Origin of the sequence: Thiohalobacter sp. COW1 (assembly GCF_016629505.1) — a bacterium.
GTDB lineage: Bacteria > Pseudomonadota > Gammaproteobacteria > Thiohalobacterales > Thiohalobacteraceae > Thiohalobacter > Thiohalobacter thiocyanaticus_A.
The window spans coordinates 2,321,526-2,334,299 of the sequence record NZ_AP024239.1 but is presented as its reverse complement, the minus strand read 5'-3'; the positions used below and the strand labels follow the sequence as shown (position 1 = coordinate 2,334,299).

At 60.7% G+C, this 12,774-nt stretch carries 17 protein-coding genes and 1 tRNA gene; 12 read left to right on the top strand and 6 right to left on the bottom strand.

Features of this window, described 5'->3' with window-relative positions; genetic code table 11:
- The first annotated feature begins 577 nt into the window (after nt 1-577).
- The 7 genes from mutY to COW1_RS10950 all read left to right on the top strand — a co-directional run bounded on the left by mutY (nt 578) and on the right by COW1_RS10950 (nt 5,498).
- Nucleotides 578-1,636 carry an A/G-specific adenine glycosylase gene (gene mutY / locus COW1_RS10980; protein ID WP_201344215.1) on the top strand — a complete coding sequence of 353 codons (1,059 nt, stop codon included), beginning with the start codon at nt 578-580 and terminating at the stop codon, nt 1,634-1,636.
- Nucleotides 1,637-1,639: 3 nt separating this feature from the next.
- Nucleotides 1,640-1,912, top strand: a complete 273-nt coding sequence (locus COW1_RS10975; protein ID WP_096364516.1) for an oxidative damage protection protein — start codon at nt 1,640-1,642, stop codon at nt 1,910-1,912.
- A gap of 54 nt (nt 1,913-1,966) precedes the next feature.
- Nucleotides 1,967-2,042 (top strand) — tRNA-Phe (locus COW1_RS10970).
- 162 nt (nt 2,043-2,204) lie between these two features.
- Entirely contained in the window at nt 2,205-3,212 is a 1,008-nt protein-coding gene (locus COW1_RS10965) for a site-specific integrase (protein ID WP_201344214.1), read from the top strand.
- A gap of 59 nt (nt 3,213-3,271) precedes the next feature.
- On the top strand, nt 3,272-3,508 hold the full coding sequence (locus COW1_RS10960; protein WP_201344213.1) for a ribbon-helix-helix protein, CopG family: 237 nt from the start codon (nt 3,272-3,274) through the stop codon (nt 3,506-3,508).
- Nucleotides 3,509-3,704: 196 nt separating this feature from the next.
- Nucleotides 3,705-4,001: a hypothetical protein gene (locus tag COW1_RS10955; RefSeq protein WP_201344212.1), complete on the top strand. Its 297-nt coding sequence runs from the start codon at nt 3,705-3,707 to the stop codon at nt 3,999-4,001.
- Nucleotides 4,002-4,142: 141 nt separating this feature from the next.
- Nucleotides 4,143-5,498 (top strand): AAA family ATPase, encoded by a 1,356-nt coding sequence (locus COW1_RS10950; protein WP_201344211.1) that lies wholly within the window; start codon nt 4,143-4,145, stop codon nt 5,496-5,498.
- A 97-nt stretch (nt 5,499-5,595) separates the two neighbouring features.
- On the opposite strand, the gene COW1_RS10945 is transcribed toward COW1_RS10950, so the two are convergent.
- Complete coding sequence (locus tag COW1_RS10945) at nt 5,596-5,775, bottom strand: hypothetical protein (protein WP_201344210.1); 180 nt, start codon at nt 5,773-5,775, stop codon at nt 5,596-5,598.
- Nucleotides 5,776-6,441: 666 nt separating this feature from the next.
- On the opposite strand from COW1_RS10945, the gene COW1_RS10940 reads away from it, so the two are divergent.
- From COW1_RS10940 to COW1_RS10920, 5 genes are all read left to right on the top strand, one after another.
- Nucleotides 6,442-6,999, top strand: a complete 558-nt coding sequence (locus tag COW1_RS10940) for a 3'-5' exonuclease (RefSeq protein WP_201344209.1) — start codon at nt 6,442-6,444, stop codon at nt 6,997-6,999.
- A gap of 38 nt (nt 7,000-7,037) precedes the next feature.
- The gene (locus COW1_RS10935; RefSeq protein WP_201344208.1) at nt 7,038-7,724 is read left to right on the top strand and encodes an AAA family ATPase; all 687 of its coding nucleotides are present in this window, start codon (nt 7,038-7,040) and stop codon (nt 7,722-7,724) included.
- A gap of 460 nt (nt 7,725-8,184) precedes the next feature.
- Complete coding sequence (locus COW1_RS10930) at nt 8,185-8,592, top strand: hypothetical protein (protein ID WP_201344207.1); 408 nt, start codon at nt 8,185-8,187, stop codon at nt 8,590-8,592.
- A gap of 12 nt (nt 8,593-8,604) precedes the next feature.
- The gene (locus tag COW1_RS10925; RefSeq protein ID WP_201344206.1) at nt 8,605-8,853 is read left to right on the top strand and encodes a hypothetical protein; all 249 of its coding nucleotides are present in this window, start codon (nt 8,605-8,607) and stop codon (nt 8,851-8,853) included.
- Between the two features lie 3 nt (nt 8,854-8,856).
- Entirely contained in the window at nt 8,857-9,048 is a 192-nt protein-coding gene (locus tag COW1_RS10920) for an MbcA/ParS/Xre antitoxin family protein (RefSeq protein ID WP_201344205.1), read from the top strand.
- A gap of 163 nt (nt 9,049-9,211) precedes the next feature.
- Here the strand turns inward: COW1_RS10920 and COW1_RS10915 are convergent, their stop codons facing one another.
- From COW1_RS10915 to COW1_RS10895, 5 genes are all read right to left on the bottom strand, one after another.
- A complete protein-coding gene (locus COW1_RS10915; RefSeq protein WP_201344204.1) occupies nt 9,212-9,571 on the bottom strand; it encodes a nucleotidyltransferase domain-containing protein in 360 nt (119 codons plus the stop codon).
- 389 nt (nt 9,572-9,960) lie between these two features.
- Nucleotides 9,961-10,203, bottom strand: coding sequence for an AbrB/MazE/SpoVT family DNA-binding domain-containing protein (locus tag COW1_RS10910; RefSeq protein ID WP_201344203.1), 243 nt, complete (start codon nt 10,201-10,203; stop codon nt 9,961-9,963).
- A gap of 9 nt (nt 10,204-10,212) precedes the next feature.
- On the bottom strand, nt 10,213-10,737 hold the full coding sequence (locus COW1_RS10905; protein ID WP_201344202.1) for a hypothetical protein: 525 nt from the start codon (nt 10,735-10,737) through the stop codon (nt 10,213-10,215).
- Complete coding sequence (locus tag COW1_RS10900) at nt 10,734-11,288, bottom strand: hypothetical protein (protein ID WP_201344201.1); 555 nt, start codon at nt 11,286-11,288, stop codon at nt 10,734-10,736. The genes COW1_RS10905 and COW1_RS10900 overlap by 4 nt, the downstream gene beginning before the upstream one ends.
- A gap of 298 nt (nt 11,289-11,586) precedes the next feature.
- Nucleotides 11,587-12,705: a hypothetical protein gene (locus COW1_RS10895; protein WP_201344200.1), complete on the bottom strand. Its 1,119-nt coding sequence runs from the start codon at nt 12,703-12,705 to the stop codon at nt 11,587-11,589.
- Nucleotides 12,706-12,774 lie beyond the last annotated feature (69 nt).

Here is a 12,774-nt window from a genome sequence, read left to right as displayed (position 1 = left end):
CCTGGTACGACCGCAACGGCCGCAGGGACCTGTCCTGGCAGTGTCGTAGGATGGGTGAAGCGCAGCGCAACCCATCACGATCCGCGGGTGTGATGGGTTGCGGCGCACGGCGACTTCACCCATCCTACGCTTTGCTGTTATTTGTGCCGTCATCCCGGCGCAGGCCGGGATCCAGAAGCCGCTGCGGTAACTGGATTACTCGCTGCGCTCGCCCTGCGGGCCACCCTGAAGGGCGTTCAACGCGCTGCGCGCTTTTGTCCCGCCTGCGCGGGAATGACGGGGTGATATTTCCGACCCCCCATTTCCCATGACCTTCGCCCACCGCCTCCTCACCTGGTACGACCGCAACGGCCGCAGGGACCTGTCCTGGCAGTGTCGTAGGATGGGTGAAGCGCAGCGCAACCCATCGTGATCCGCGGGTGTGATGGGTTGCGGCGCAAGGCGCCTTCATCCATCCTACGGTTTGCTGCAATTTGTGCCGTCATCCCGGCGCAGGCCGGGATCCAGAAGCCGCTGCGGTAACTGGATTCCCGCCTGCGCGGGAATGACGGGGTGATATTTCCGATCCCCATTTCCTATGACCTTTGCCACCCGCCTCCTCGCCTGGTACGACCGCAACGGCCGCAGGGACCTGCCCTGGCAGCGTGACCGCAGCCTCTACCGGGTCTGGGTCTCCGAGATCATGCTGCAACAGACCCAGGTCGCCACCGTCATCCCCTATTTCGAGCGCTTCATGCAGCGCTTTCCTGGTGCCGCCGAGCTGGCTGCCGCCGAACTGGATGAGGTCCTGCACCTGTGGACCGGCCTGGGCTATTACGCCCGTGCCCGCAACCTGCACCGGGCCGCGCGGATGATCGCCGACGAACACGACGGCCGCTTCCCGGGGGACTTCGACGCCGTCCTGGCCCTGCCCGGTATCGGCCGTTCCACCGCCGGGGCCATCCTGGCCCAGGCGCTGGATCAGCGGTATGCCATCCTGGACGGCAACGCCAAGCGGGTATTGGCCCGCTATCACGCCGTCGAGGGCTGGCCGGGCAGGCCGGCGGTCGAGAAACAGCTGTGGGAACACGCCGAGGCCCACACCCCGCACGCCCGGGTGGCCGACTACACCCAGGCCATCATGGATCTGGGGGCGACCCTGTGCCGGCGCGGCCGCCCCGACTGCACGGCCTGCCCACTGAGCGCGGATTGCGAGGCCCATCGCCTGAGACGTGAGACCGAATTCCCCACCTCGCGCCCGAAAAAGACCCTGCCGGTGCGCCACACCCGCATGCTGCTGCTGGCCAACCGTCGCGGCGAGATACTGCTGGAGCAGCGCCCGCCCAGCGGTATCTGGGGCGGGCTCTGGAGCCTGCCTGAACTGGAGCCGGACGAGGCCCCCGAGGACTGGGCCCGACAGCAGCTGGGCGCCGGACTGCGCCGGCGCGAGACCTGGCCGGTGCTGCGCCACACCTTCAGTCACTTCCAGCTGGAGATCACCCCGATCGTCGCCGAACTGGGCAAAAACCGGGCGGATTCTGTGTTGGAAGACCCGCAGCGGGTCTGGTATAACTGCGCCTCACCCGACGCCAGGGGCCTGGCAGCGCCGATCAGGACGCTGCTGCAGCGCCTGCAATCCGAATCCCGACAGGAGTGAAACATGAGCCGTATGGTGCACTGCGTGAAACTGGGCCGCGAGGCCGAAGGCCTGGACCGCCCGCCCTATCCCGGCGAGCTGGGCAAGCGCATCTACGAGAACGTCTCCAAGGAGGCCTGGCAGAAGTGGCTGGGCCAGCAGACCATGCTGATCAACGAATACCGGCTGTCCCCGGTCGAGCCCAAGGCCCGCCAGTTCCTGGAGGAGCAGATGGAGAAGTTCTTCTTCGGCGAAGGCTCCGAGGCGCCGCCGGACTATGTGCCGCCGGCGAGCTGATCCGACTTGCGCCCGCCCGCGTTTTCACGTTAAATACGCGGCTTCTCCCTTCGCGGCCAGGTAGCTCAGTCGGTAGAGCAGGGGATTGAAAATCCCCGTGTCGGCAGTTCGATTCTGTCCCTGGCCACCATTTTCCCACCATGTAAATCAGTAAGTTACACCCTTATTCTGCCCTGTCCAGGGCGCTAAGCCCGTCAAAAATAGCCATTTTCTGTTTTCTTCACAAAACAGGACATTACGGGTCTTTCCGGACTACAATGGACAAGCCGGTGGAAACCCAGTGGAAACGAAAATGGCGAGTTTTAAACATTTACCGTCAGGAAAATGGAGCGCACGGATTCGCCGGCGCGGGCATTATGTTTCCAGGTCATTTTCCACAAAAGGTGCTGCTCAGCGGTGGGCGCGCCGCGTCGAAGACGAGATCGATGCCGATGAATACGACGGGAAGCGAGAGGGTGAGACTATCGGTGATCTGCTGAAGAAGTACCACGCCGAGGTCACTCACACGAAAAAAGGGGCGGCGAGAGAGAGCCGCCGGATCGACCAACTGCTCGCGCACTCAGTCTCCCAGCACTTGGCGGCCGAATTCGGACCGCGGCATGCTAGGGAATACCGGGATTCCCGGCTTAAGGAGGTCAGCGCCTCGACAGTGAAAAAAGAGCTACACCTCCTCTCGGCGCTAATGAAACACGCGATCCGCGAGTGGGAGATGGATGTCCGCAATCCCATCCCGGATATCCGTATGCCTACAGCAGGCTCTAATGGCCGTGACCGGCGCGTTTCGTGGAAGGAGCTGAGGAAGCTGCTGGAGGCCGCGAAATCCTATAAAAATAGGGATTTCGGCGATATTGTGCGAATTGCTTATCTCACCGGAATGCGCCAGGCTGAGATCCTGAGCCTGGCTTGGGAGGACATCGATTTTGATAGAGCAATCGCTGTTCTCCGCGACACGAAAAACAGTGAGCAGCGCATTGTCCCCCTCGATCATCGAGTGATCCGGCTGCTCGGGCGTCGGAAGCCGGCAGATCGGCGCAAGAAGCCGAAGGGGAGGATTTTTTCATATCAAAGCGACGGACTTCGGACCGTCTGGCACCGTATTACGAGAGAGATCGGGATCACGGACCTCCGCTTCCATGATCTCCGCCATGAAGCGACATCCAGATTTTTCGAGATGGGCCTATCGCCGCTGGAAGTCAGCTCGATCACGGGCCACAAGACGCTAGGCATGCTCCGCCGCTACACGCATTTAGACGCGGCCGCCCTGGCTACAAAAATCGCTCAGACACGGAAAAAGCGCTAGTGCTCACCTAGCGCTGACTCTATACTAAGATAACTACGATAATTCACCAGGAGCGAGTCATGAGCACGGAATCCAGCCGCAAGCGTCGCGAAGAGTTGCGGGAAATGGGCTACAAGGCATCGGAGATTTGGCTGCCAAAAGAAATGTACGAGCTCTTGGACAAGGCCGCAAAAAAGAATAATGTGACGCGATCAAAAATGGTAGAAGCCATTATAAGTCAGTCGCTTAAAGACGACGAGTCAAAGCACTTCTTCTTCTTTTCATTCAGCGATGACAGTGGCAATAAGGAAGACTGACGAGGTTTTTTCAGGCTTACCCTTGACTCCGCGTATGTCCTAGTGCAAAATATCACTTACATGATGGCGAAACCGCCATTTTTTAACAGCCAATGAACTAGGACAATTACTGAGTATAGGTTCGAAGCAGGCGCAGCGGCGCCCTTTTTTGAACCATTTGAACTAGGACATATACAGAGTCAACCGGAGAGTAACGATGTCTTCTGAAATCGACACCAACAGCCCTGAGTTCGAGCGGTTCCGCGCTCGCCTGGAGGACAAATACGGCCAGCTGCTGGACACCAAAACACTCGCCCGCGTTCTGGGATATGAGAGCGCAAATAGCCTGACGAAGCTCGTCTGGCGCGGCCGTGCCCCGATCCCGATGGTCAAGGCCAAGGGCCGGCGGAGTCCCCTGGCTCACGTCGATGACGTGGCTGAATACCTGTGGTCCGTGAAAGCCGCAGCCCGCGAGAACTTCAAGGGCACCGACATCGAAGCTGTCGCGCAATAAAAACCCCGGCTCGCGAGCGGGCCGGGGCGGGCGAGATAAAAAAATTCTCGCGGTGTGAGAGCCTCAGAATTTACCAAATCTCGCCTGTTTTCGCCACCCGCTTTCGCGAGTCGGTTACCGGATATACCGAGGTAACCGAGCATGACTGAACAACATTTAATCACTCCCCCTCACTCCCCCGAGGCAGAGTCCGCCGTCCTGGGCGGCCTGCTGCTGGACAACGACCGCTGGCCGGACGTCGACTGGCTGGCGGCCGAGGACTTCTACGACTCCCGCCATCGGCGGGTCTTCCGGGCGATGCGTGAGCTGTTGGCCCAGGGTCGGCCATGCGAGGTCGTAACCGTCGGCGATGTCCTGGAACAGCGGAACGAGCTGGATGACGTTGGCGGTAATCTGACGTTCATTGGCGAGCTGGCCCGCAACACCCCTGCCGCCGCCAATATAACCGCCTATGCCGACATCGTGCGAGATAGAGCACGTCAGCGGCGTATGCAGCAGATCGGGATGCGGATGCAGGCCGGTGAGCTGCCGATCGAATCCGCGATGATGGAACTGTCTGAGGTCCGCGATGAGCGGTCCGGCGCAGAAGACATGCCGGAGCTGGATCTGCGCAGTGCGCTGGAAACGGAACCGGAGCCGTTGGACTATGTGCTGCCGAATTTTCTCGCCGGCACAGTAGGGTCAATCATCGCGCCAGGCGCAACCGGTAAGTCATTTCTCGCCCTGGAGCTGTCTGCCACGGTTGCGACAGGCCAGGATATCACCGGAATTGCGGGTGATGGGCAGACTGGCCGAGTCGTTTATATGCCGGCCGAGGATCCCGGGGTAATTGTTCAGCATCGACTGCATGCCATCGGTGCACACATTCCACCCGCTAAGCGGGAGCAACTTTACGAGAATTTACGCATCATCCCGCTCGCTGGGCGGCTCCCCCATTTGATCGATGCCAATGGCAACATCAATAGCGACTGGATCTCTCGGCTCCGGCGCATGGCCCAGAACTCCCGCCTGCTAATCATCGACACACTGCGCAGATTCCATGGTGCCGACGAAAATGATGGCGGCTTGATGGCGTTGCTTATTCAGCTGCTCGAAAAAATCGCCGCTGAAACTGGCTGCGCAATCATCTTTATCCACCACACCAACAAGGCGGCAACTTTGAATGGTGCTGGCGCACAGCAGCAAGCCAGCCGTGGTTCATCGGTACTGACTGACAACGGTCGTTACCAGCTGAATTTGACATCCATGACCGAGAAAGAAGCTGACGAGCGCGGTGTAGAGCCTGACTGCCGGAGAAATTTCTGCCTGGTCACCGGAGCGAAGGTCAACTATGGCGAGGGGCAGGATGAAATCTGGCTGCGGCGTGCTGAGGGTGGTGTGCTGCTGCCGGCTCACTTTGATTTGCCTGGGCAGGTCAGGGCGGCGAAGAAAAAGCGGCTGGAGGTGGTGCGGGAGCATGATGATGATGGAGGGTGGGACAATGGCCCGCTCGTCTAAACAGCGCCGTATCTCGACCCCTGCTGCTATGTGCCGGGTACCGATTTTTGCGCCAACCAGGCGCGGTAGCACAGTGGTCTGCCATCACGTCGAATCATCATGGGGTAGCGCCACAATCACTGGTCGGCTTGATCAGCGGCACCGTGATGTGATCGATGCCCTGCTGGCCGTACAGCAGGGACACCGGCAGGCGAGTGTGCATGGCGACGTAGCGGTACTGGTCGACTCCGCTGATCTGCGTCGACAGCTGGGCTGGGATCGGTGGAGGTACGAGCACATCATCAGTGCGCTCCGTGACCTGCGTGCCGCTGAGATCGAGATGCGCCTGGGCGATGGCACGACATCCTGGTCAGGGATCCTGACGCACATCATGGAATCGGCTTCAGCTCCGCCGCCCCGGCACCGGGGAGCGAGATCAGCGGATATTACCCCGGAGCCAGGCCGGACTGACGTGCGGGGCGGAGCGATGTGGGAAATCACTGTCTCCGGCGCGTGGATTGCGCTCACGCGACATCTACCCTGCCGGTATCCGGACGCCGTGCTGCGAATGAAGCGAGGTGTGGTCCAGGCACTGGCTCGATTCATCCTCTCACACAGGGACCCTCAGATCTCGATCAACGCCGCGCTCGATGCAATCGGCGTCGATCCCCGGCAACGGTCACGTGCCCGTCGCTGGGTCAGGGATGAGGCTGAGAGCCTGGCGGCCGTAGGTGTGAAAGTAGCTGGGAATATGCTCACGGCTGATGAACGCCCAGTCCCGGTAGCTGAACACCCAGTCCCGGTGGATGAACACTCAGTCCCGGTAAAAAAACGCCCAGTCCCGGTGCCTATAGATATATAGACCTATAGGTCTATAGGGGCCCGGCCGGCGGCTTGAGGCCGCCGCCCAGGCCCTGAACCCCGAAACACGAAAGAATGTGCCACGTAGAACATTGGAGGCTCCATGAACGAAATTTTCCTCGATACCGAAACCACCGGTCTTGGTCCTGATGCAGAAATCGTCGAAATCGCCATCGTCGGTGCCAGCGGGCACCCCCTGCTCGACACCCTGGTCCGGCCGATGGGCCGGATCCCGGCCGAGGCGACGGCCGTGCACGGCATCACCGCCGATGAAACCGCCGGAGCGCCGGCCTGGGCCGAGATCCACGATCGAGTCGTGGAGCTGCTCTCAGACCGCCCTGTCGTCATCTACAACGCCTCATACGACGTGAGGCTCATGCAGCAGACCGCGGCCCTGCACGGCCTCGAGATTCCCGAGATCGACGCCCACTGCGCCATGCTGCGCTTCGCAGAGCACTGGGGCGAATGGGACGACTATCGAGGCAGCCACCGCTGGAAACGCCTGAATTTCGCCGCGGCCCAGGCCGGCCACGTCTGGACCGGCGAGGCTCATCGGGCCCTGGCCGACGCGCTGGCGTGCCGGTCGGTCTGGGAGTACCTGCACAGCACACCGGCCCAGGAGCCGGACAGCGAGTATTTCCCCGGCGAAATCCAACTCTGAACGAACGTGCCACGTAGAACATTTTGGAGGTAATGACTATGCGAATCCTGATCGGAAGTGAAAAAGGCGGCAGCGGCAAAACGACCGTCGCAACGAATATCGCCGTCGAGCTCAGCCGCCGCGGCCGTGACGTCCTGCTGATCGACACGGACCCCCAGGCATCAGCACGAAAATGGGCTGACCGCCGCAGCCAGGCCGGAGACAACCGGCCTCGGGTGCACTGCACAGAGCGCCGTGGGGACGTATTCGGCGCGATCCAGGACGCAGCCGACCGGTATCAAGATATCATCATCGATGCAGGCGGCAGAGACTCAGAAGAGCTGCGGTCCGCGATGACGGCAGCGGAGCTGCTTCTCGTGCCGCTGCGCCCGAGCCAGCTGGACCTAGAGACCGTGACGACCATGCGCAAACTGATCTCCCTGGTCAGGTCATTTAATCGGTCTCTCATCGACCGGGTCCTATTGACTCAGATGCCCACGCACCGCTTGATCCGCGAAACACATGACGCCAGAGAGGCCCTAGAGGAGCTCGATGGTGTTTCACTCAGCCCCAGCCGCATCTACGAAAGAAAAGCCTACCGCGACGCGGTGACCCAGGGCCTGGGCGTCGTCGAGCTCCCCGGCCCGGCGCGGGCCGAGGTGCAGGTGCTGGTCGAGGAAGTGATCGGCCTGCTCGAGCCGTCCGGCTGTCACACAGTCACTCAGTGCGACAGTGTTACTGTGTGACTGTCACACACGTCACACTGTCACACGCGTCACACAGTCACTCAAATTGGAGCGGAAAAATGGCAAAATTTCAGATCGATGTTGATGAGAATGCCCGGAAAGCGTTCGTGTCCGGGGCCGGTGCAGGAGCTGAAGCAGAGCCCCAGCCTCAGCCGTCACACAGTCACACGCGTCACACTGTCACACAGTGTGACAAGGAGGAGACTCCGACACGCCGCGCGAGTGAAATGCGGGCGCGGAGTTTTCGCCTGACTCAGAGCCAGCTCGACTGGCTCATGGCCCAGGCCGGTGAGCGGATGCGGGCGGGCGAGAGGGCGGATGCTTCGAGTGTATTGCGCGAGATCCTCGACCGCGCCATGCACGGGCGTCACACTGTGTGACTGTCACACAGTGTGACAGTGTTACGAGCCAGGTGACTTTTGACCGTGGAACGGGTCTGTCCGTATGTATGGAGTCAGTGATGGATAAGCAGCAAGCCGAAGCGTGGCACAAGAAGACCCAGGAGATCCGAGCCAGGTACCCACGGCTTTTCCCACGGCCGGTCGGATTCTCCTGCCCGCCAGCCTGGGCAGAGATCATCGAGGATGCGCTCAGGCAGCTGGAGAAGGCCGCAGAGCGGATGGGTTTGCCCGACGATCTGTACCCGCATATCACTGATATCAAAGAAAAATACGGGACTCTTCGCATCTATCACGATGACTACAGCCCTGCGGGCGATGACAGCTTCGATCGGATCGTGGAAGAGGCCGAGGCGCGTTCTGAGCGTACCTGCATTGTCTGCGGTGAGCCTGGCAATATCTCTGAGGGCGGGCTCTGGTGCTACTGCGACGCGCATCGGCCTGCTGTTGAGAACGATTTTGTCCTGTGACTCTTGTGACCCATGAGCGTGCGGCTGTCGAAACCGGATCTGGATTCACTCACTGGTGTGGATGAGGTCATCTCACGAGGAGATCGGACGGCTTATCTGGGACTGATCCAACGGATCATCGCCGACCCGTGGGGTGAGACGGCAGAGACCGTCATCAAGCTCTACCGGCGCCGCGTCGAGACCGATGACCCCGAATTCCATGCCGCCCCGCAATATGAGGCTGCATACCGGCTTGTCCAGGCGTTACGAGAACTGCGGTGACCTATGAGCGTTGATTCCGTGCTTGCTAACGCTATAGAGGTGCTGGGAGATCGAGAGGCGGCTGAGCGCTGGATGTCGACGCCGAAGCCCGCGCTGGACTGGAAGACCCCGCTTCAGCACGTAGAGCAGGGCGAGGAGGGCGAGCGCCAGGTGCTGGATCTGTTAGGGGCTCTCGAGCATGGAGTGTTCTCGTGATGATGTTCTACGTGGCACACCCAGCCAACGGTCTAGGGTCACCGGCATAGTTCATATTTAATCCAATATCCTGGCTGTTCTGATTCCTAGCTCAAATTTAATACAGAATTCACCAACCCGCCGCGAATAGCTTAAATATGATCTACAGGGAGACACACGGCCATCAGTCACCGTACTCCAACCACACCCCCTCCCGGTTGATGTTGCGCAGCAGGTCTGGATTCGATGAGGTTTCCGGGTGTTCCCATTCATCAATCCATACCGGCAAAGGGGAGATATCGATGCCGGTGTCGAAAAATACATCGTAGGCGACATCCGCCATAGCAAGCGTCGTCGGGAGAGTTCTTTTGTGCTCACCTCTCAAAAGCACCGCAACGTCAACATCGCTGTCGGGGCGGTGCGTGCCGCGCGCGCGGCTGCCATAGATGACCGCGCCGGCGATATCGTAGCGGCCTGTAATCAAGGCCAGGAAACGACGAACGGCGGCCTCAGTGTCGTGGTCAACGCTCAACGTCACTCTCATCCTCACCACCTGGCCCCCTCCGCCGGCCAACGACTCCCCCTGGCCCCCTCAACAACGACCGCCCACCGAACACACTCTCGCCGATCCGCATCAGCACAAGACTGGCGAACCGGATCTGCCGCAGCTGCTGGGCGGCGGTTTCGAGGCGGGAGGAGAGCTCGGCTGGCGTGATAGGCGGCATGTGGGACAGGATAGTCTCTGGCCGGCGCGACTGCATCCCGCTCAGCACCAGGCCCCGGCGTGCGACACCGGCCCGGCCAGCACCAGGTCCTGGCCCGGAATCCGCCCCGGCGCGCCGGCCTGGCCTGGCTGTGCTGCTCTGCTGGTCTGGCTGTTTCTGGCTGTCGTGAGGCGTGGTTGGGAGTCGGGGAGGGTATCGGTTGGCGAGATCAGTCGCTGTCGTCGTCGTCGGCCAGGGCCCGGAGGACGGCAGTGTAGGGCTCGGTTGCCCGTTCGTAGGCGTCGAGATCCGATTTCATCGTGGGCGTCATGATCCGGAGGTGGATCCCGTCAGGCCCCGATGTGACGACGAGCTTGTCCCCTGGCTTGAGGCCAAGGCGCTCCACCTCGGCCTTGGGCAGGATCACGCCCACTGAATCCCCGATTATCTGGACGCGTGTTGTTGTGCTCATGCTGACCTCCTATCTGTTGGCTCGCCCTCGCGTCAGCGCCATCCGATACAACTCGATCATCTGCTGGACATCATTGCCGGCATCGTGCCGGCGGCCCGGGGTACGCCGCCAGGCCGCCTCACCCCACTCAGTCGCCCACCCGTATTTCCGCGTGACCGAGGCCGGCATGAGGTCATGGATCAGGCCCCAGTAATCCCCCAGCGCGAAGCGCGGTGCCTGTTCGGCGAACTCGAACAGCGTCTGGAGCCAGAGGCTGTCATAGGCCGCACCCGCGTATACCACTTGACCGGCGAGCTGGTCATTCATCCGCGCGGCCACCCAGGCCGGCGGCTGGCCGTGCTCGAGCAGCTGTTCGCGGCGAATCTGATGGACAGCCTGGGCATTCGGGTCCCAGTCATCCCACTCCGGGATGCCGGCCGGCGAGATGAGCCAGCACTCGATATCGCCCTCCGGCCGCGACCAGGCCACCTGGATGGGGTAGGAGTTCACCCCCAGGGAGCTGGCCTCGAAATCGAGAAAACAGGGCAGGGTCACCGGATATCTCCAAACTCGGCCTGCGCCCGCCGGTACCAGGCCAGCCGGTGCTGCACATCGGTCCCGGCCCGGTGGGGTTGGCCCTCAATGTCGTCCCAGGCGGCCGAATAGAGCTCGTTGAGCCTGGCCTCGCGGGGCGTCAGTGGCGGCACCGGTTCGTCTTCGGGCACTGGGTGATACTCCGGAAACCATAGTTCCATGATGTGGTACAGGCGAACCGGGCATGCCACGCCCAGCGCATCCCGGAATAGCGTCTCCAGCCAGCCCTGATCGTACTCAGGCGCGTCAGAGTACACCGGCTGCCCAGCCAACGCCGCCTGGATGCGTCCGGCCACGAGTTTCGGGTCCTCGCCGTGATCTCTCAGGTAGCGCCGGGAGAGACCGTGGATGGCCTCCGCGGCCGGGTCCCAGTCGGTCCAGTCGGGGATCTGATACGGGTTGATCAGGTACGACTCGATCTCGCCATCCGGGGTCGACCAGGCGATCTCGATCGGGTAGGAATCCCGGCCCAGAGAGCTGGCCTCGATGTCCAAAAAGCGCGGAAGATCCATGCGATAATTTTGCTCTCATCTTGCTCGAAATCCCAGCGGACAATGCCCGGCGACGAGCCGGGCCCCGCGCAGTCATTGTGGACCAAAAAATGACCCATGGAATGACCCAAAAAACGACCCACGACGGTTCCTGGGGCTAAAAAACGACCCATTTATGGGTCATTAAATGACCCACGGCCGAGGGTGGGTCGAAAAAACGACCCACGAATCGACCCAAAAAATGACCCACCACATCGCACTGCCGACCGGACACAAAAAAGCCGGCTCAAGGCCGGCTGGTGGGGGAGAGAGTGGCGGGCTACCACTCCATATCGTCTCCTCGATCCATCGCTTGTTCGCGCTCAGCAGGTTGCCAATAGAGGTTCCTCTCGGCTTGCCGATCACGCACCGGTGTCGCATATTCAATGCCTGAAATCCGTCCGCCTTTGCCAGCAATATTCGACTGAGTACGGCGGCCGTACCAGCCGGGAGACCGCGTAGATTGTTGCCCCCCGCCGCCTGAGATATCGGTCATTTTCACACCCTGCGCTTTCAGTCTGGAGAAAAATGACTGGCGGTATGTGTAGGGCGAAATTCCAGGATTTCGGATATCCGGGAATGCGCGTTTTGCTGTCCGATCAACATATTTCCGCATGACATCGGGAGTAGGCCCTGCGATGCTGTACGCCCGGCCGCGCTCGGCATTTTTATGTTCCATCAGCTCAATTAGAAAGCGCCCCTCAACCGAATCACTGACCTCATCGATTCTGAATTTCCTCCATTCTTGTCCGTGTCCGACCTCATCGCCGCGGGCCTCCCTGAGCTTGGCGCCCTGTATCGTAAATTCGATTGCGTCGTCCCCGACACGCCGGATCTGGATGCCTTTGTGCAACTCCTCTGGCCGGGCTCCTGTCAGAGCCAACATTGCCAGATGTGGACGCCGATCTTTGACCCCTGGGCCTGTTGCCGCCTCCCACATTCGCTCACGCCAATTTTCCGGGAGTCGCTTGAGCTTGATTTTTTTCGACTCTTTCATGCGCCTAATTTCCGGTTGGGTCTCTTGTTTCTGGCGACCTACGGGGTAGGCGTAATGGATATCTGTGGCACGCTCAATCGTACGCTGGATATCGAGCCACTCCGCCCGCGTCAGCTCGCCCCTATCGGCCTTTTTGAGCGCTCGATCGATGCCTTCGACGGCGAGCATAGATGCGTACCAGCGGACCCCAGATCGGGTAGACTGCCATGTGCCGCGGGCCATCGTGTGATCATGCGGCCAATCCCCCTGGCTGATCCTGCCCCACCAGTATTCACCGCGCTGGGCATACAGTTTCTGTGTGGCTGAAGATGTTTTTTTGATGGCCTTCGCAAAGATTTTCCGCTGCTCAATGAGCTCGGCTTTTTGTCGATCTGTGATCGATTTTAGGTCTGCCTGAGACATGGTTTTGCTCCACAGTGAACTGGCAAAATCCGGCGAGCTAAATCGTTTCGCGGATCAAAAAATATTGGA

What these genes read in the sequence shown, in the direction of transcription:
- mutY (WP_201344215.1), top strand. Translation starts at nt 578, where the DNA reads ATGACCTTTGCCACCCGCCTCCTCGCCTGGTACGACCGCAACGGCCGC.
- COW1_RS10975 (WP_096364516.1), top strand. Translation starts at nt 1,640, where the DNA reads ATGAGCCGTATGGTGCACTGCGTGAAACTGGGCCGCGAGGCCGAAGGC.
- COW1_RS10965 (WP_201344214.1), top strand. Translation starts at nt 2,205, where the DNA reads ATGGCGAGTTTTAAACATTTACCGTCAGGAAAATGGAGCGCACGGATT.
- COW1_RS10960 (WP_201344213.1), top strand. Translation starts at nt 3,272, where the DNA reads ATGAGCACGGAATCCAGCCGCAAGCGTCGCGAAGAGTTGCGGGAAATG.
- COW1_RS10955 (WP_201344212.1), top strand. Translation starts at nt 3,705, where the DNA reads ATGTCTTCTGAAATCGACACCAACAGCCCTGAGTTCGAGCGGTTCCGC.
- COW1_RS10950 (WP_201344211.1), top strand. Translation starts at nt 4,143, where the DNA reads ATGACTGAACAACATTTAATCACTCCCCCTCACTCCCCCGAGGCAGAG.
- COW1_RS10940 (WP_201344209.1), top strand. Translation starts at nt 6,442, where the DNA reads ATGAACGAAATTTTCCTCGATACCGAAACCACCGGTCTTGGTCCTGAT.
- COW1_RS10935 (WP_201344208.1), top strand. Translation starts at nt 7,038, where the DNA reads ATGCGAATCCTGATCGGAAGTGAAAAAGGCGGCAGCGGCAAAACGACC.
- COW1_RS10930 (WP_201344207.1), top strand. Translation starts at nt 8,185, where the DNA reads ATGGATAAGCAGCAAGCCGAAGCGTGGCACAAGAAGACCCAGGAGATC.
- COW1_RS10925 (WP_201344206.1), top strand. Translation starts at nt 8,605, where the DNA reads ATGAGCGTGCGGCTGTCGAAACCGGATCTGGATTCACTCACTGGTGTG.
- COW1_RS10920 (WP_201344205.1), top strand. Translation starts at nt 8,857, where the DNA reads ATGAGCGTTGATTCCGTGCTTGCTAACGCTATAGAGGTGCTGGGAGAT.
- COW1_RS10915 (WP_201344204.1), bottom strand. Translation starts at nt 9,571, where the DNA reads ATGAGAGTGACGTTGAGCGTTGACCACGACACTGAGGCCGCCGTTCGT.
- COW1_RS10910 (WP_201344203.1), bottom strand. Translation starts at nt 10,203, where the DNA reads ATGAGCACAACAACACGCGTCCAGATAATCGGGGATTCAGTGGGCGTG.
- COW1_RS10900 (WP_201344201.1), bottom strand. Translation starts at nt 11,288, where the DNA reads ATGGATCTTCCGCGCTTTTTGGACATCGAGGCCAGCTCTCTGGGCCGG.
- COW1_RS10895 (WP_201344200.1), bottom strand. Translation starts at nt 12,705, where the DNA reads ATGTCTCAGGCAGACCTAAAATCGATCACAGATCGACAAAAAGCCGAG.